This is a genomic window from Streptomyces sp. NPDC059740 (genome assembly GCF_042733155.1).
Classification (GTDB): domain Bacteria; phylum Actinomycetota; class Actinomycetes; order Streptomycetales; family Streptomycetaceae; genus Streptomyces.
Window position 1 is genome coordinate 152,850 of the sequence record NZ_JBHWGP010000013.1, and the last position, 15,496, is coordinate 168,345.

Sequence of the window (15,496 nt, forward strand, 5' to 3'; positions counted from 1 at the left end):
GACGGGGCGGGCTCCGGCGTCTTTCCGCATCCCGGGGGCCGGTGGCGGCGCTCTGGGTGGACGGGCCGTGCCGGCGCCGCCCCCCGGCGGGAGGGCGGCGCCGGCGCGTCCGGGCGCGCTTACCGCGTGCGCAGGGCGTCGGTGAGGACCTGGGTGACAGAGCCGCCCTGGTCGTCGTGGACGGCTGCGCGCAGCGACACGCCCGTCGCGCCGCGCGGTACCCGGAGGGTGCCGGTCCACTTCGCACCCTTGCGGCTCAGGTCGACGGGGACCCAGGTGTGTCCGCTGTCGTAGGACACCGAGAGGGCACCGGTGGTGAGGGTCCCGGTGGAGGCGGCGCCCGTGACGTAGGAGGCGTGCAGGCCCACCGGGAGCCGCCGGCCCGCCGGGACGGTCCCGTCAAGCGCGGTGTCCACGTCGAACCCGAGGTTGATCACCGGCAGGGTGGTCCGGACGTCCGCGGGGGTGTGGGCGGACCTGACCTCCCAGGCGGTGTGGCCCTTGGTGCCCAGGCCCCAGACGCCGGGGTCGAGGCTGGTGTCGGTGATCACCTTGTAGGTGTGCACGGCCGGGTCGGCGTCCCAGAGGTTGATGCCGGAACTGGTCGCCTTCGCCACCGTCTCGCCGTCCACCTGCACCTGCGTGGTCTGGGTGAGGGAGGTGTCGCTCCAGACGTCGCCGAAACCGGTGTGGTCGGTGCCGGAGTCGCCGAAGCCGGGGGTGTTGAAGGCGAGGTCGTCACCGGTGCGGGTCTGGCCCCAGCCGAGGCCGCCGCCGAGCCAGGGGTGCCAGACCGGCTGGAACCACCGCAGGGCGGTGTGGGTGCCGCCGGGGTAGGCCACCAGCCCGCCGCGCTCCTCCAGCGAGCCCTCCTCCCCCACCGTCAGGGACTCGTGCCAGCGCTGACCGGGCGCCGCGGTGACGTAGTCGGTCCGCTTGCCCGGGTAGGAGGCCCGCTCCGGGAACCCGACGCCGACGGGGAAGGCGTCGGTGATGGAGTACCGGAACTCGCCGCCCGTCCGGGCCCTGGGGGCGTAGTAGGTGGTGTCCACGGTCGCGAGGTCCTTGCCGCGCGGGGCGATGGTGAGGTCCTTGGCCGGGATCGCCCCCGCGTAGCCCTGCGAGAGGTCGTAGACGTAAGGCGGGTAGGGGTCGCCGGTGAGCTTCGCCTTGGCGCCCCTGGCGGCGGCCTTGGCCAGCCGGGCGCCGTCCGCGGCGTTCAGCGTGGCGACGGGGATCTTCCGGTCGGCGTAGTCGGCGTCCCCGACGAAGTCGGTGAGGCGTCCCGGTACGTCGTCGGTGAGGAAGAGCGCAGCGGCGCCCGCGTCGACGGCGTTCTGGGCGAGTCGGGAGGCCGTGGCGGTGCCGTCGGCATGGACGAGGACGGCGCGCCCCTCTGCCTCTTTGCCGGCGTAGTCCGCGGGCGTGCCGGCGCCGGCGTCGAGGAGCGGTGCGGAGAGGGTGCCGTCCAGGAGGCCGGTGCCGCCCGGCAGGTAGGCCTCCCCCAGGGTGGTGCCGCCGGCGTGGACGGTCAGCGGGGCCTTGCCGAGCCGCCACACCGTCCGGTACTCGAAGGTGCCGGTGGCGGGCTTGTGGCTGGGTGCGGCGAAGATGCTGTCGTACTTCGGCGGGACGAGGGCCTGCGCGGTGTAGGTGGAGCCGTTCGCGGTGCGGCCGGCCTCCATGACGAGCTGCCGGGTCTGGGCGGCGCGGGGCAGGTCGGTGCTGATCTCCCGCAGGGTGCGGCCGTCCAGGGTGATCTCGCGGTCGCGGTCCAGGGTGATCTGCGGGTCGGTGAGGTAGCCGAGGCCGAGCGAGTCCTTGCCGTGGCTGCCGTGCACGTCCAGGAAGGTGCTCACGGCGTAGCTGCCGGGGGCGAGCCGGAGCCGCAGCGTTCCGGAGTCGCCGACGGTCTCGGGGAAGGTGTCACCGCCGGCGGCGAGGGTCTGGAGGGCGAGGGCCGCGGCGACGGGGGCGCCGTCCCGGTTCTTGACGTGGATCGTCAGGCTGTACCGCTCCTCCTCCTTGACCATGCCGAACGCGGTGTGGGCGACGGCTTTGCCGTCGGCCTCGGCGACCACGCGTCCGCTGGTCTGACCGGTGGGTGCGGGGCCGGGGTCGCCGGTGAGGGTGGTGTGGGCGCTGCCGTGGGCGGGGACGGTGAGGCTGTCGTCGGCGAGGGTGACGGCTGCAGCGGGGGCTCCCTCGGCCCGCAGGTGCAGGGTCACCGGCGCGTCACCGTCGTTGCGGTAGGTGAGGGTGCGGGTGACCGGGGTGTCGTCCTCGTGCGGCCAGGCGTGGAAGCCCAGATCGGCGCTGCCGGTGGCGGTGACGGCGCTGCCCACCGCGTCGGGGACGCTGACCCGCCCCGCGCCCAGGGCGTAGGGACTGGCGTCGAGCTGGTGGGAGGTGGACATCAGGGCGTCCTTGAGGCGCGCCCCGTCCCAGTCCGGGTGCTGCTGGGCGAGGAGGGCGGCGACGCCTGCCACTTGCGGGGTGGCCATGGAGGTGCCGCTCATCTCCACGTAGTCGCCCTCGCCCGCGGTGAGGCCGGAGCGGGCGGCGAGGATGTCCACACCGGGTGCGCAGATGTCGGGCTTGAGGGCGTTGTCGCCGTAGCGCGGGCCCTGGCTGCTGAAGTAGGCGAGCTGGTCGGCGGAGTCCACGGCGCCGACGGTCAGTGCGTCGTCGGCGGCGCCGGGGGAACCGATCGAGCCGGGTGAGGTGGAGTTGCCGGCTGCGACGACGAAGAGCGCCCCGGTCTGCTCGGAGAGCGTGTTGACGGCCTGGGCCATCGGGTCGGTTCCGTCGCTCGGTTCCTGCGAGCCCAGGGACAGGGAGACGATCCTGGCCTTGGCGTCCTGGGCCGCCCACTGCATGCCCGCGATGATCTGCGACTCGGAGCCCTCGCCCGCGTCGCTGAGCACCTTTCCGACGACGAGGTCGGCCTCGGGTGCGACGCCCTTCTCCTTGCCGTCGGAGGCGGCGCCGCTGCCCCCCACCGTGGAGGTGGTGTGGGTGCCGTGGCCGTTGCGGTCGGCGATCTCCTCGCCCTCGATGAAGCTCTTCGACGCCGACACCCGGCCCCTGAGGTCGGGGTGGGCGGTGTCGATGCCGGTGTCCAGGACGGCGACCCTGACGCCCTTGCCGGTGAGGCCGGCGTCCCAGGCGGCGGAGGTGCCTATCTGCTGGTTGGACTCGGCGAGTGCGGAGGTGACCTTCGCGTCCAGCCAGACCTTGCCGACCCCGGCCGCGAAACCCTTGGGGGTCCTTGCCATATGAGCGTCCGATGAGGTCGCGTGGTCTGGTGCCGTGCATCGCAAGGCGCCGGAGAGTCCTCGTAGCGGAGCTACTAGGGCTTTTCGGCAACGCCGCGAGGTGCGGTGCCAGACCACGCGGCCCGGGCGGGCATATGGCAAGGACCCCTTAGCCGAGCGCCCGGACGCCTCGCCGGCCCTGGTGGTGAGCGCCGACCACAGGCGGGTGTCGGGAGCGGCCCGCAACGCCTCGCCCCGGACTGCCGGCAGAGCCCGGACCTGTCGGGCGCCGGGGAGGTCGGAGCGGGCGGAGCGGGCCGCGGTACCGGTGACGATCAGCGGCAGCCCTGCGGGCTTCTCACCGGCGGGGGTGGCGAAGCCCTGGGCGAGGAGGGCGGTGACGTCGAAGAGCCGGCGGTCCAGGGTGCCGGCGGCGAGGTAGGGCCTGGCCTCGTCGGGCACCACGCTGACGTGGCCGTCGACCGTCTCGGTGCGGACGCCGCCGGTGGCACCGCGGGGACGTCGGACGGAGACGGTGGACCGGCCCTGGCCGAGACCGGTGACGGTCACGCGGTCGCCGGTCACCAGGGTGACGGTCCGGGCGGCCGCGGTGGCGCTGTGCGCCTCAGTGGTGGGGCGGGCGCCCGCCGCGTGGGCGAGGGCCCCGCCGGGCAGCAGCACCAACGCCAGCCCGAGGGCCGGCAGACTCGCTCTTCGCCGCTGGGAAGCTCTTGTCATGGGTCGCCTCTCTGCGAGGGCCGGGGTGGGAGCCCGGCATGCTGCGAAGAGTCTGACGGGACTTGTGTGACACGCGAGTTGCCCGGTTCAAGCCGGTTCCCGGGGATGGTGTTTTCGCGCCAGAATCGTTCGCAGGGCAACCTTCTGGCCGTGGTCTGTGCAGGCTCGACGCTCTCTCCGACCCCGTCGAGCGAATGGCGGTCGAAAAGCATCGACGTCCGCTCGAATGCGACCGGAAATCGCCGTATGGCGGGCAGGCGCCCGCAGTTCCTGCGAGGCCGGAGGGTGGCGCGGCCGTGCGCCCCGTCCCCGTCAGCCGGCGAAAGCGGCGCACTCCTCCCGGCGGCGGACCGGAGACGGGTACACGCGGCAGACGGCACCGCCCCGGTCAGGTCTGCGGCGCGTCGAACGGCAGGGCGCGGTGGAAGACGACCATGTCCCGCCCGGGACCGTTGTAGTCGGCGACCGTTTCCGCCTCGAAGCCCAGGCGACGGTGGAAGGCGACCGAGGCGGTGTTCCCGGTCGACGTGATCGCCTTCAGTCGCACGGCGCCGTGGCCTTGTGCGGCCTTTGCGAACGCCGCGTACAGCTGACGCCCGAGTCCGGTGCCGCGGGCGTCGTCCCGGGTGGCGATCAGGTGCACGTACCCCGTCCCGGCCGGGGTGACGAAGCCGAGCACGTACCCGCGGATCCCGTCCCCGGCCCGCGCGACCAGGCAGGTCGGGCCGAACTCCTGGACCAGGGCGAGGAGATGGAGGGAGCGCAGGTCCCGCTCCCCCCAGTACCGCGGGTGTTCGGCGAGGACCTGGTGGATGTCGGCCATCGCGGCCGGTGTGATCTGCAGGGACATGGCAGAGATGATGACAGGCGCCCGGGTCGGGACCGGCGGCGCGTGAACCGGTGCAGCCACGGCCTGCCGGACCGGGGCACCGGGCCCCGCTGGTACTTCGCTCCCGCGCGGACATCTCCCGGCGGGATCAGGCAGGTCGGCGCTCCGGCAGGGAATGCCCGGACCGCCCACCGGCTCGTGGACATCCTTCGCGCGGCGGGTCTAGGTTGACCGCGTATCCGCACCGGTCCCGCGTCGGCGATGGGAGCCTGGCCATGACGGACCTCACCCCGCTCGGTGACGGGTGGAGCCTGCACCATGCCGGGGCGTCGCTGCCCGCCCGCGTCCGCGCGGGCAGCCGGCGCGGGCCGGACGCCGACCACGGCCGGGCGGCCTCGTACCCCCTGGGACCCGTATGAGCGCTCCCACCGGGCGGGTGACCATCAAGGACGTCGCCGCCCGGGCCGGGGTGTCCAAGGGGGCGGTGTCCCTGGCCTTCAACCACAAGCCGGGGGTCTCCCACGCCACCCGGGACCGGATCTTCCGGGCCGCTCAGGAACTGGGCTGGGCCCCTGACGCGCGGGCCCGCAGCCTGTCCGGCACCCGGGTGGACACGGTGGGCCTCGCGATCTGCCGCCCGGCCCGGCTGCTGGGCCTGGAGCCCTGGTACATGGAGTTCGTCTCCGGTATCGAGAGCGTGCTGGCGACACGCTCCTGCTCGCTCCTGCTCCACCTGGTGCGGGACCTGCCGGAGGAGATAGCGCTCCAGCGCAGGTGGTGGCAGGCGCGCCAGATCGGCGGGTCCCTCCTGGTCGACTTCCGCACCGACGACCCGCGGGTGCCGGCGCTGGGTGCCCTCGGGCTGCCGGCCGTGGCGGTCGGACACCCCTCCCTCACCGGTGACTTCACCTCGGTGTGGACCGACGACGCGGGGGCGACCGCGGAGGCGGTGCGCTACCTCGCCGCACTGGGGCACCGGCGCATCGCCCGCGTCGGCGGGCCCGCCGGGCTGGGCCACAGCGCGATCCGCGCCGCGGCGTTCGACGCGACGATGCGGGAGTTGGGGCTCACCGGCGGGCTCCAGGTCGCCACCGGCTTCGAGGACGAGGAGGGGGCACGCGCCACCCGCTCGCTGGTGCTGCGTCCGGACCGTCCCACCGCGATCCTCTACGACAACGACATCATGGCGGTGGCCGGGGCGGCGGTGGCGGCCGAGACGGGCCTGCGGGTCCCGCACGACCTGTCCCTCCTGGCCTGGGACGACTCCCAGTTGTGCCGGCTGACGCACCCCGCGCTCTCCGCGATGAGCCACGATGTCCACGGTTTTGGCGCCGACGTTGCACGGACCCTGTTCGCGCTCCTGGACGGGGAGGAGGCCGAGTCCCACCCGGTCCCCACCCCCTCGCTCACGCCCCGCGGGTCCACCGGCCCGCCCACCGGGGGCTGACCGCGCCGGAGGCGGGCCGCCCGTGCGGGGCGGGTCGGCCCGTGCCCCCGGCGCGCCGACTCACCCGGCCGTCACCGGGCGGGCCGCACTCGGTGCGGTGCCGTGGACACCGGCCTCCCTGGCCGTCTCCTGGATGCCGTCCGGTCCCTGGAAGATCCGCTGCCCCCAGGCGGTGAGCCGGGAGGCGTCGAAGTCGGTGGCCATGTCCAGGTAGGCCACGTCCTGGCCGTTGCCGCTCCACGACCAGCCCAGGTAGCCCACGCCGAGCTGCCGGGTGGCGCTCATGATGGCGTCCTCGTCCGGGTCGCCGTCGGTGTGCCGGTCGCCGAACTCGCCGACCACGAGCGGCAGCTTGGCGTCGGCGAACCGGTTCAGGTAGTCGTTCACCTCGGCCGCGGTGTCGAAGACGCCGTACATGTGGACCGAGAAGAGGGTGTTGCGCTCCGGGTCGGCGGCGAACACGGACCCGGCGTTGTCACGCATGGTGAACGACCAGTCCTGTCCCCAGTTGGGCGCGTCCACCATCAGCGTGTTGTGGAACCCCGCGGCCCGCAGCTTGTTCACGGCGGCTGAGGTGTCCGCGGCCCAGGAACCGTAACCGGTGTTGCCGTAGGGCTCGTTGCCGATGTTGAGGACGACGTACTTCTCCTGGCCCCGGATCGCACTCGCGACGCTGATCCAGTAGTCGGCCGCGCGGTCCAGGCTGACGGCGCCCGCCTGCTCGCCGAATCCGGTGGTGTCGTGCGCCTCCAGGACACAGACCAGGCGGTTCTCCTTGCACTGGGCGACGACGGCGGCCACGTCGGCGGCGTCGTCGGCGGCCCAGCGGTCGCCGGTGCCCAGGACGATCCGGACCGTGTTGGCGCCGAGCGCCCTGATGTCCTGCAACGCCCGGGGGGTGCTGGACCGGTACCAGGCATGGGCCTGGTTGACGCCCCGCATGACGAAGTCGTGGCCGTCCGCGTCGAGTAACCGCCCGTCGCTGATGTGGAATCCGGGCGGGGCCTCTGCCCGGGCGGGAGGCGCGGCGGTCACGCCGAAGGTGGCCGCGGTGGCCAGGAACGCCGTCACCAGGGCGGCCAGTCGTTTCCTCATCGCTCTCTCCTGTTCGCTCGTGTGCACGCGGTTCCGCCCGCGGCGGCAGGGCGCGCGTGCGGCTCACCGGGAGGTACGGGGGCGCCGCCACCGGTGCCGCCGCCCCGCCCCGGGGATGCGGCGGGGCCGGCCGGGGCGGGCGTACCGGCCCGCGCCGGACCTGCGGCACCCCAGGCGACGTGCGGCGACCGGTGCCGGAACTGCGCTGTGGCGTCGCTGTGTTGCAGCCCCCGGCGGGCAGCGGTGACGCGCTTCCGTCCGGGCTCTCCGGCCCCTCCGGAAGCAGGGCCGACCGCCGTCCCGGGGGCCCCTGGCATCTCCGCGGGCGGTCGTGGACGACAGTAGGGGCGCGGCACGGGCAGCACAACGGTCCGGACGAAACCGGTTCAGGAGGCCACGTGCTCCGGGCTCGCCGACTCCGGGACCGCCCGGGCTCCGGGGTGGCGAAGGGCTTTCTCCGGGTGGCCGGACACTGCGGGACGAAGGCCGGAAGCAGCCGTTGCCCCGTCAGAACGCGCTAGGTTACGGTGACATAGATGTGGATCGAGATCCTGCTTCTGTCCAAGCTGGCCAGGGAACCGCTGCACGGGTACGAACTCCGGAGGGCGGTGGAGGCCTCGACGGGGCGCACCCTGTCCAACAACTCGCTCTACCCCACCCTGCGCCGGTTCGTCGACGCGGGTGCGTTGACCCGGACGGCTGAGGAGCAGGAGGCCAAGCCGCCCCGGCACGTCTACACGATCACCGACGTGGGACGGGAGCTACTGCACGACATGCTCGCCGACCTCCCGGCGGAACTTGCCCTGGACGAGGCGGAGTTCCTCGCCAGGGTCGGCAACTTCGACTGGTTGGGCGCTGCGGAGCGGTCGGCCGTCCTCGACGTGCGCGACCGTGCCCTGGCCGCGGAGTGCGACCGGCTCGCCGCGCTCGCCGGGGCGCAGGCCGATCCGTGGAGTCGCGCAGCGCTGGACCACGTACGGCACAGGTACGCCGCCGAGCGGGCATGGCTCGCCGAGCTGCGGGGTGCCGGGAAACCCATCCAACACGAGCAGAGGACCCACGCATGACGAGTACGGCGAACGAGGCACCTCAACTCCCCTTCCACCAGCCCAACGCGCTGGAGATACCGCCGCTCTTCGGTGCGCTGCGCCGCGAGGCACCGGTGACGCGGGTGACCACCCCCGCCGGCGACCCGGCCTGGTTGGTGACCTCGTTCGAGGAGGCGAAGGCAGTCTTCCGCGACGCTCGCTTCGGTCGCTCGCACCCCGCTCCCGAGCAGGCGGCCAAGATCTCCTACGCCGCGATCCAGAACGGCCCGACCGGCAACTTCGAGGACGAGGAGCGCGAGCACAAGCGGATGCGCCGGATGCTGGCGCCCGCCTTCTCCGCACCCCGCATGCGCGCCCTGACCGAGCACATCACCGAGCTGACCGGCCGCTGCCTGGACGACATGCAGGCCGCACACGACGCCCGGCCGGACGAGCCGGTCGAGCTCACCGAGCTGCTGGCGTTCCCGCTGCCGGTGCTGGTCATCTGCGCACTGCTCGGAGTCCCCTACTCCGACCGCGCCCACTTCCGCCGGCTCTCGGAGCGCATCGCCGTCCTGGACGGCGGCACGGACGCCCAGGAGGCCATGCGGGAGTTCAAGGCCTACATGACGAGCCTGGCGGTGGCCAAGCGCCGGGACCCGCAGCCCGACGTCATCTCCGACATGGTCGCCGTGCAGGCGGAGGACCCCACGTTCACCGACGACGACCTTGCCCGTCAGGCCGCGGGCCTGCTGTTCGCCGGGCACGAGACGACGTCCACCCGGATCGCCCTGGGCGTGCTGTTCCTGCTCACCGACACCGACAGGCGGGACCGGTTCCTCGCGGACCCCGAGGGCCGGGTGCAGCAGACCGTCGAGGAGATCCTGCGCATGTCGGCCACCAGCCGCACCGGCGGGCTGCTGCGGTACGCCCACGAGGACGTCGAGGTCGGCGGCGTCCGGATCGCCCGCGGCGACGCCGTGCTGGTCGCCAGCGACGCCGCCAACCGCGACGAGTCGGTCTTCCCCGACCCGGACGAGTTCGACCCGGACCGCTCCCCCAACGTCCACCTCGCCTTCGGCAACGGTGCCCACGTCTGCATCGGCGCCAACCTCGCACGGACGGAGCTGCGGGTCGTCTTCCCCGCCCTGTTCCGCCGTTTCCCGGGGATGCGCCTGGCCGTCGACCTGAACGACATCGCGGTGCGGACGAACCGGATCGCCGGCGGGGTCGACCGGGTCCCCGTCCTGTGGTGAGCCGGGCGCCGGCGTCCGGCGGCCGCGGGGCCCGCCGGGAGCGGAGCGGCCACTGCCGCCCGGCCGGCAGCGCCACCGTCCGTGCCCCGAGGAAGCGCTGAGGAGAGAACCGCCATGAAGTTGACCGTCGACCACGGCAAGTGCGTCGCCTCCGGGCAGTGTGTGATGGCTGCCGGGGACGTCTTCGACCAGCGTGAGGAGGACGGTCTCGTCGTCCTCCTCACCGAGGACCCTCCGGCCGCACTGGCCGACGACGTCCGCCACGCCGCGGCACTGTGCCCGTCCTCGGCCATCACCGTCGTGGAGGACTGAGAACTCGGCCGCCGGGTCGCGGCACACTGTGTAGGTGGTGTCGCGACCCGGCGGACCGGGCCGGCGGCCGCAAGGCTCCGGGGCGCCCTCGTGCCGCCTGGTGTGGCGGGTCGCACGACCGGGGCGGCGGGCGCCCCTCCGGCCCCGGTCAGGCCCCGGCCTTCACACCCGGGCCGTCGCCCCGCCCGCGGGCTTCGACCGCGTCCTGCACGGGAGCGGTCTCCTGAGCCCCCGGCGGCCAGGACGGCCACCCGTGGCGCGGCGGGACGGCCACCTCCCGCCACCACGGGACGACCGTGGGCGGCTCCGCGGGTTCGAAGGGCTCCCCCACCCGGGGCACCACGCTGGTCGCGCCGGCCTCGTGCGCGGCGCGCACGGTGTGCTCCGCCGGTTCGGCCCACGGGTGCGGAGCCAGGTTGAAGGTGCCCCAGTGGATGGGCACCATCACGCCACGGCTCGCCTCGCCGCCCTGGAGGTCGCGGTGGGCCCGCATGCCCTCCGCCGGAGTCATGTGCACGGCCGGCCAGAACTCGCTGTACGCGCCGACCTGGATCATCGTCGCGTCGAAGGGGCCGTGTGCGGCCCCGATCCGGGCGAATCCGGGGAAGTAGCCGGTGTCACCGCTGTGGTAGATCCGGTGGTCGGGTCCCGCCACCACCCAGGAGGCCCACAGCGCGTGCCGCGGCCCCCGCACTCCCCGGCCGCAGAAGTGCTGCGCCGGCGTCGCGGTGAGGGTGAGCGGCCCGACCTCCGTCGACTCCTTCCAGTCCAGTTCCCTGATCCGGTCCGCCGGCACGCCCCAGAACTCCAGGTCGGCGCCGACGCCCAGCGGTACGGCGAAGAGGGTGCCGGTCCGGGCGAGGGACCGGACGGTGTCCATGTCGAGGTGGTCGTAGTGGTCGTGGGAGATCACCACGACGTCCACGTCTCCCAGCTCCGTCAGCGGGACCGGCACCGGGTGCAGCCGGCGGGGGCCGGCCCAGGTGAACGGCGAGCACCGCTCCCCCCACACCGGGTCGAACAGCACGCGGCAGCCGTCGATCTCCGCCAGCACGCTGGAGTGGCCCAGCCAGGTCAGCCGCAGCCCCGAAGCCGGCGCCGTCGCCCAGTGACGCGGCGCCTCGCGGTACACCGGGATCTCACCCACCGGGGCCCGCCGCACTCTCCCCTCCCGGCTGAACTGGCTGCGGGCGAAGGGCAGCAGGGACCCGCGGGCGAACTGCTCGGCCGGCACCGGGTTGCAGAACTGGCCGTCGGCGAACTGTGGTGACCGGCGCATCCGTGCCAGCCGCTCGCCGTCCGGAGCGGCGCCGAACGAGGCGGGTCGCAACGAGGGAAAACCGACGCGTCGGAAGGGTGAGTCGGGCACGGCACCTCCTGGGTCAAGACGAACGTGGGGGAAACGGTCCGCGCGGGAAGCGGGTTCCACACGGTGGCGCGGACAGCCGGTCACCGGCGGAAGCGGCCGCGACGTCACGGAACACCCGTGTCCGTCCGGTTCGTCGCCTCTCGTCCGATCTGTCCCAGCCGTCCTCCGGCATCCGTGCTCTCCTCCGCCCCGGCCTGCATCTGTAGTCCGTGTACCACTCACGACCTGGGCAAACCCCCGTCCGCCCGGGGAACCTCCCGCAGCGGCCGAGCCCGGCGCGAGGCAGCCTCAGAAGCCGCTGACCCGCAGCGTGAGGTTGAGCCTGCCGGTGAGGCCCAGCCCTGCGGGGGCGCTGTGCGCCTCGGTGCGGGGCACCCCGTGGAAGGCGGCCCTGGACGGTCCGCCGAAGACGAAGAGGTCGCCGCTGCGCAGTGTGACGTCGGTCCAGGGCCGTCCGCGGTGCTCCAGGTTGCCGAACCGGAAGACGCAGCTGTCGCCGAGGCTGACGGAGACCACCGGGGCGGGCGAGCGTTCGTCCTCGTCCCGGTGCATGCCCATGCGGGCACCCGCCTGGTAGAAGTTCAGCAGGGCGATGTCGTAGCTGCGGCCCGAGGCGTCCCGTGCCGCCTCGGCGTCCCCGGGAGCGGCCTCGCCCGGCGGTCCGTACGCCGCCGCCACCGCCTCCTGCGCCAGCGCGTCGAGGTGGGCCGGGAACGGCTTGACCGGTGCTCCGTCGCCGTCGAAGACGGTACGGCCGTAGGCGTAGGGGAAGGAGTGCCGGCCCGGGCAGGCCGCGTTGTGCGGGGTGGCCAGCGCGCAGGACGGGCAGCGGTCCACCGGGCCCCAGTGCCGGCCCAGGGACACCTGCCGCACGGACATCCGCGCCCCGCCCCTGAGCGTCACGCTCCGCAGCCCCGCCGGCGGGCGGGCCCACTCCCGGCAGGCCGCCAGCAGGCCGCGCTGCCGGTCGGCGTCGAGCCAGTCGGGCACGTGCACGGCTCCCGGCGCGACCCGCGTCACCGGGCGGGGGAAGAGAGCGTCCACCTCTCGATTGTGCAGCAGTCCGGGAGCGGCCGGCCCGGCGGGGACGGGGCACCGGCCGGCCCTGGGGCACGGGTACGCGGTGGACTTCGCTCGGGGACGGGGGCGGGCCCGGTCCTCAGGGCTTGCGGCCCACCCCGCCGTATCCGCCGGGACGCGGCGCGTCGGCGGGTTCCCCGGGGGGCGTCCCGTCGGGGCGCCACTGCGGCCCCGGGACGAGTCCGGGTTCGATGAGGGCGAACGGCCCGAAGAGCCGGGCGATCTCCGCGTGGCTGCGCAGGACCAGCCCGGCGGTGGCCTCCCGGTAGGCGCCGACCACCGCGCGGCGCACCTCCTCGTCCGCCGGGCGGTCCGCCGCCCGCTGCTCGTCCTGGTCGGAGGTGACGTGGGTGAGGAGCAGGTGGCTGCCGGCGGGCACGGCGTCGGCGAAGGTGCGGACGATGCCGGCGGGGTCCTCCGCGTCGGTCACGAAGTGCAGGACGGCGAGCATGGAGACGGCCACGGGCTGGTCGAAGTCGATCAACTCCCGCACCACGGGGCTCTCCAGCACCGACTTCGGTTCGCGGATGTCGGCGAGCACGAACCCGGTCCCCGGGGTGTTCGTCAGCCGCGCACCCGCGTGCGTGGCCACGATCGGATCGTTGTCGACATAGACCACCCGCGTGTCCGGCGCCACCTCCCGCGCCACCTCGTGCGTGTTCGGCGACGTCGGGATACCCGTCCCCAGGTCGATGACCTGCCGCACCCCGGCCGCCACCACCGTGCGCACCGCCCGCCGCAGGAAGGCACGGTTGATGCGGACGGCGGCCCGGATCTGCGGCGAGGCGTCCAGGGCCTGCTGCGCCGCCTCGCGGTCGACCTCGTAGTTGTCGCGGCCGCCCAGGTAGTAGTCGTACATCCGCGCCGGGTGCGGTCTGCTGGTGTCGATCTCGTCAGGGCGGAAGCCCTCCTCGCCTGCCATGCCGTCTCCGTCTCGTTCGCCGCTCACCAGGTGTCCGCGCGCCCGCCGGTCGGTGCGGTGCGCGTCGTACGGGCGCTGAGCCCCGGGGTCAGGAGATGCGCCCCACCGCCCCGTAGCAGCCGACGAGGCTGACCTGCTCGGCGGTGGGCACGGCGCCCTCGGGCCGCCAGAGCGGCACCCGGACCAGTCCGGGGTGAAGGAGGGTGAGGCCGGCCAGCAGCGGCTGGATCTCCTCGTGGCTGCGGAAGGTCAGTTGCGCGGTGGCGTTGCGGTAGGCGTCCTCCAGCGCGCTGCGGGCGGTGCCGTCCAGCGGGTTGTCCGCGTCCTCGTACCGGTCGGTGGTGCCGTGGGAGAGGATGACCATGCTGCCGGGGGGCAGGGCCTGGACGAAGGTGCGGACGATGCCGGCGGGGTCCTCCGCGTCGGTCACGAAGTGCAGGACGGCCACCATGCACACCGCCACGGGCTGGCCGAAGTCGATCAACTCCCGCACCACGGGGCTCTCCAGCACCGACTCCGGTTCGCGGATGTCGGCGAGCACGAACCCGGTCCCCGGGGTGTTCGTCAGCCGCGCACCCGCGTGCGTGGCCACGATCGGATCGTTGTCGACATAGACCACCCGCGTGTCCGGCGCCACCTCCCGCGCCACCTCGTGCGTGTTCGGCGACGTCGGGATACCCGTCCCCAGATCGATGACCTGCCGCACCCCGGCCGCCACCACCGTGCGCACCGCCCGCCGCAGGAAGGCACGGTTGGCCTCCGCTCCCACCCGGATGAACGGGACGACCTCCATGGCGGGTTCCACGGCGGCGCGGTCGGCCGCGTAGTTGTCCCGGCCGCCGAGGTAGTAGTCGTACATCCGCGCCGGGTGGGGCGTGCCGGTGTCGATCTCCTCGGCGGTGAAGCCGCGCTCGCCGGCCATCGCCGACCTCCGATCCGTGGTGCTGTTCGCTGTGCCCGGGGCCGCGCCGCCCGCCGGGGGCGGCGCGGGTGAGGGACGCCCGTCGGGCGTGTGCCGGTCCGGGGGTCGGCCGCGGACCGGGGTGCGGTCACCCCTTGCGTCCCACGCCGGCCAGGAGGCCGATCCGGGCTGCCTCCTCCCGGCTGGGTTCGGCGCCGTCCGGGCGCCACAGGGGCAGGGGGACCAGTCCCGGTTCCAGGAGGGCGAACGGTCCGAAGAGCGCGGCGATCTCCTGGCGGCTGCGGAGCGCGAGGCCGGTGTTGGAGGTCTCGTAGACCTCCTCGATCTCGTCCCGCTTGTTCTCCTGGCCGGCCACCGGGAAGTAGGGCTCGGTCGTGCCGTGCGACATCGCCAGCATGCTGCCCGGGGCCAGGTCCGCGGTGAGGGTGCGGACGATGCCGGCCGGGTCGCTCTCGTGGCCGACGAAGTGGAGCACCGCGAACATGCAGACCGCGACCGGCTGGTCGAAGTCGATCAACTCCCGCACCACGGGGCTCTCCAGCACCGACTCCGGTTCGCGGATGTCGGCGAGCACGAACCCGGTCCCCGGGGTGTTCGTCAGCCGCGCACCCGCGTGCGTGGCCACGATCGGATCGTTGTCGACATAGACCACCCGCGTGTCCGGCGCCACCTCCCGCGCCACCTCGTGCGTGTTCGGCGACGTCGGGATACCCGTCCCCAGATCGATGACCTGCCGCACCCCGGCCGCCACCACCGTGCGCACCGCCCGCCGCAGGAAGGCACGGTTGGCCTCGGCGATGAGCTTGATGTACGGCACGACCTCCATGGCGCGCTCCGCGGCCACCCGGTCGACCTCGTAGTTGTCCCGGCCGCCGAGGAAGTAGTCGTACATCCGCGCCGTGTGGGCGGTGCCGGTGTCTATCTCCTCGGGCGCGAAGCCCCGTTCCGCGCTCACGCCGTTCTCCGTTCGGTGTACACGCAGCCGGAGACGTCCTCGAGGAGGAAGTCGGCGTCTCCCGCCTTCACCCCGGCGACGAAGCTGCGGATCTCGTGGTGGGTGTAGATCAGTGCCGGGCCGTCGGGGTCGGTGGACTGCCGCAGTGCGACCCTCCCGTCACCCAGACGCATCGCCTCGACGCACTCGCCACCGTTTCCGCCGCTCCACGGCTTGTGCCAGCCTTCACTGCCGAGTTCGGCTGCGGGCATGCCGTTGTAGATGCGTATCCGACTTCGATCCATCG

General features: G+C 73.7%; 14 protein-coding genes. 5 read left to right on the top strand and 9 right to left on the bottom strand.

The features are described from left to right. Window positions 1–119: 119 nt before the first annotated feature. Both ACFV3R_RS18095 and ACFV3R_RS18100 read right to left on the bottom strand, forming a co-directional pair. Window positions 120–3,995, bottom strand: coding sequence for a S8 family serine peptidase (locus ACFV3R_RS18095; RefSeq protein WP_385583227.1), 3,876 nt, complete (start codon window positions 3,993–3,995; stop codon window positions 120–122). Window positions 3,996–4,383: 388 nt separating this feature from the next. Then, complete coding sequence (locus tag ACFV3R_RS18100; protein ID WP_385583230.1) at window positions 4,384–4,845, bottom strand: GNAT family N-acetyltransferase; 462 nt, start codon at window positions 4,843–4,845, stop codon at window positions 4,384–4,386. A gap of 254 nt (window positions 4,846–5,099) precedes the next feature. Here ACFV3R_RS18100 and ACFV3R_RS18105 point away from each other — a divergent pair, with 254 nt between their 5' ends. Beyond that, the gene (locus ACFV3R_RS18105; RefSeq protein WP_385583232.1) at window positions 5,100–5,243 is read left to right on the top strand and encodes a hypothetical protein; all 144 of its coding nucleotides are present in this window, start codon (window positions 5,100–5,102) and stop codon (window positions 5,241–5,243) included. After that, window positions 5,240–6,271, top strand: coding sequence for a LacI family DNA-binding transcriptional regulator (locus ACFV3R_RS18110; RefSeq protein ID WP_385583236.1), 1,032 nt, complete (start codon window positions 5,240–5,242; stop codon window positions 6,269–6,271). The genes ACFV3R_RS18105 and ACFV3R_RS18110 overlap by 4 nt, the downstream gene beginning before the upstream one ends. Window positions 6,272–6,331: 60 nt before the next feature. On the opposite strand, the gene ACFV3R_RS18115 is transcribed toward ACFV3R_RS18110, so the two are convergent. Then, window positions 6,332–7,366: a cellulase family glycosylhydrolase gene (locus tag ACFV3R_RS18115; protein ID WP_385583240.1), complete on the bottom strand. Its 1,035-nt coding sequence runs from the start codon at window positions 7,364–7,366 to the stop codon at window positions 6,332–6,334. A 536-nt stretch (window positions 7,367–7,902) separates the two neighbouring features. On the opposite strand from ACFV3R_RS18115, the gene ACFV3R_RS18120 reads away from it, so the two are divergent. From ACFV3R_RS18120 to ACFV3R_RS18130, 3 genes are all read left to right on the top strand, one after another. Next, on the top strand, window positions 7,903–8,433 hold the full coding sequence (locus ACFV3R_RS18120; RefSeq protein WP_385583243.1) for a PadR family transcriptional regulator: 531 nt from the start codon (window positions 7,903–7,905) through the stop codon (window positions 8,431–8,433). Next, window positions 8,430–9,650 carry a cytochrome P450 gene (locus tag ACFV3R_RS18125; RefSeq protein ID WP_385583246.1) on the top strand — a complete coding sequence of 407 codons (1,221 nt, stop codon included), beginning with the start codon at window positions 8,430–8,432 and terminating at the stop codon, window positions 9,648–9,650. The genes ACFV3R_RS18120 and ACFV3R_RS18125 overlap by 4 nt, the downstream gene beginning before the upstream one ends. A 114-nt stretch (window positions 9,651–9,764) precedes the next feature. Beyond that, window positions 9,765–9,962 carry a ferredoxin gene (locus ACFV3R_RS18130; RefSeq protein ID WP_385583249.1) on the top strand — a complete coding sequence of 66 codons (198 nt, stop codon included), beginning with the start codon at window positions 9,765–9,767 and terminating at the stop codon, window positions 9,960–9,962. Window positions 9,963–10,110: 148 nt separating this feature from the next. On the opposite strand, the gene ACFV3R_RS18135 is transcribed toward ACFV3R_RS18130, so the two are convergent. From ACFV3R_RS18135 to ACFV3R_RS18160, 6 genes are all read right to left on the bottom strand, one after another. Beyond that, the gene (locus ACFV3R_RS18135) at window positions 10,111–11,331 is read right to left on the bottom strand and encodes an MBL fold metallo-hydrolase (protein WP_385583252.1); all 1,221 of its coding nucleotides are present in this window, start codon (window positions 11,329–11,331) and stop codon (window positions 10,111–10,113) included. 288 nt (window positions 11,332–11,619) lie between these two features. Then, the gene (locus tag ACFV3R_RS18140) at window positions 11,620–12,375 is read right to left on the bottom strand and encodes an alpha-ketoglutarate-dependent dioxygenase AlkB family protein (protein WP_385583257.1); all 756 of its coding nucleotides are present in this window, start codon (window positions 12,373–12,375) and stop codon (window positions 11,620–11,622) included. 115 nt (window positions 12,376–12,490) lie between these two features. Continuing rightward, window positions 12,491–13,333: an SAM-dependent methyltransferase gene (locus ACFV3R_RS18145; RefSeq protein ID WP_385583260.1), complete on the bottom strand. Its 843-nt coding sequence runs from the start codon at window positions 13,331–13,333 to the stop codon at window positions 12,491–12,493. An 88-nt stretch (window positions 13,334–13,421) separates the two neighbouring features. Further along, a complete protein-coding gene (locus tag ACFV3R_RS18150) occupies window positions 13,422–14,255 on the bottom strand; it encodes an SAM-dependent methyltransferase (protein ID WP_385583263.1) in 834 nt (277 codons plus the stop codon). Window positions 14,256–14,382: 127 nt separating this feature from the next. Beyond that, the gene (locus ACFV3R_RS18155) at window positions 14,383–15,210 is read right to left on the bottom strand and encodes an SAM-dependent methyltransferase (RefSeq protein ID WP_385583266.1); all 828 of its coding nucleotides are present in this window, start codon (window positions 15,208–15,210) and stop codon (window positions 14,383–14,385) included. Then, the gene (locus ACFV3R_RS18160) at window positions 15,207–15,494 is read right to left on the bottom strand and encodes a DUF397 domain-containing protein (RefSeq protein WP_385583269.1); all 288 of its coding nucleotides are present in this window, start codon (window positions 15,492–15,494) and stop codon (window positions 15,207–15,209) included. Before ACFV3R_RS18160 ends, ACFV3R_RS18155 begins: the two co-directional genes overlap by 4 nt. Window positions 15,495–15,496: the final 2 nt, after the last annotated feature.

What these genes read in the sequence shown, in the direction of transcription:
- ACFV3R_RS18095 (WP_385583227.1), bottom strand. Translation starts at nt 3,995, where the DNA reads ATGACAAGAGCTTCCCAGCGGCGAAGAGCGAGTCTGCCGGCCCTCGGG.
- ACFV3R_RS18100 (WP_385583230.1), bottom strand. Translation starts at nt 4,845, where the DNA reads ATGTCCCTGCAGATCACACCGGCCGCGATGGCCGACATCCACCAGGTC.
- ACFV3R_RS18105 (WP_385583232.1), top strand. Translation starts at nt 5,100, where the DNA reads ATGACGGACCTCACCCCGCTCGGTGACGGGTGGAGCCTGCACCATGCC.
- ACFV3R_RS18110 (WP_385583236.1), top strand. Translation starts at nt 5,240, where the DNA reads ATGAGCGCTCCCACCGGGCGGGTGACCATCAAGGACGTCGCCGCCCGG.
- ACFV3R_RS18115 (WP_385583240.1), bottom strand. Translation starts at nt 7,366, where the DNA reads ATGAGGAAACGACTGGCCGCCCTGGTGACGGCGTTCCTGGCCACCGCG.
- ACFV3R_RS18120 (WP_385583243.1), top strand. Translation starts at nt 7,903, where the DNA reads ATGTGGATCGAGATCCTGCTTCTGTCCAAGCTGGCCAGGGAACCGCTG.
- ACFV3R_RS18125 (WP_385583246.1), top strand. Translation starts at nt 8,430, where the DNA reads ATGACGAGTACGGCGAACGAGGCACCTCAACTCCCCTTCCACCAGCCC.
- ACFV3R_RS18130 (WP_385583249.1), top strand. Translation starts at nt 9,765, where the DNA reads ATGAAGTTGACCGTCGACCACGGCAAGTGCGTCGCCTCCGGGCAGTGT.
- ACFV3R_RS18145 (WP_385583260.1), bottom strand. Translation starts at nt 13,333, where the DNA reads ATGGCAGGCGAGGAGGGCTTCCGCCCTGACGAGATCGACACCAGCAGA.
- ACFV3R_RS18150 (WP_385583263.1), bottom strand. Translation starts at nt 14,255, where the DNA reads ATGGCCGGCGAGCGCGGCTTCACCGCCGAGGAGATCGACACCGGCACG.
- ACFV3R_RS18160 (WP_385583269.1), bottom strand. Translation starts at nt 15,494, where the DNA reads ATGGATCGAAGTCGGATACGCATCTACAACGGCATGCCCGCAGCCGAA.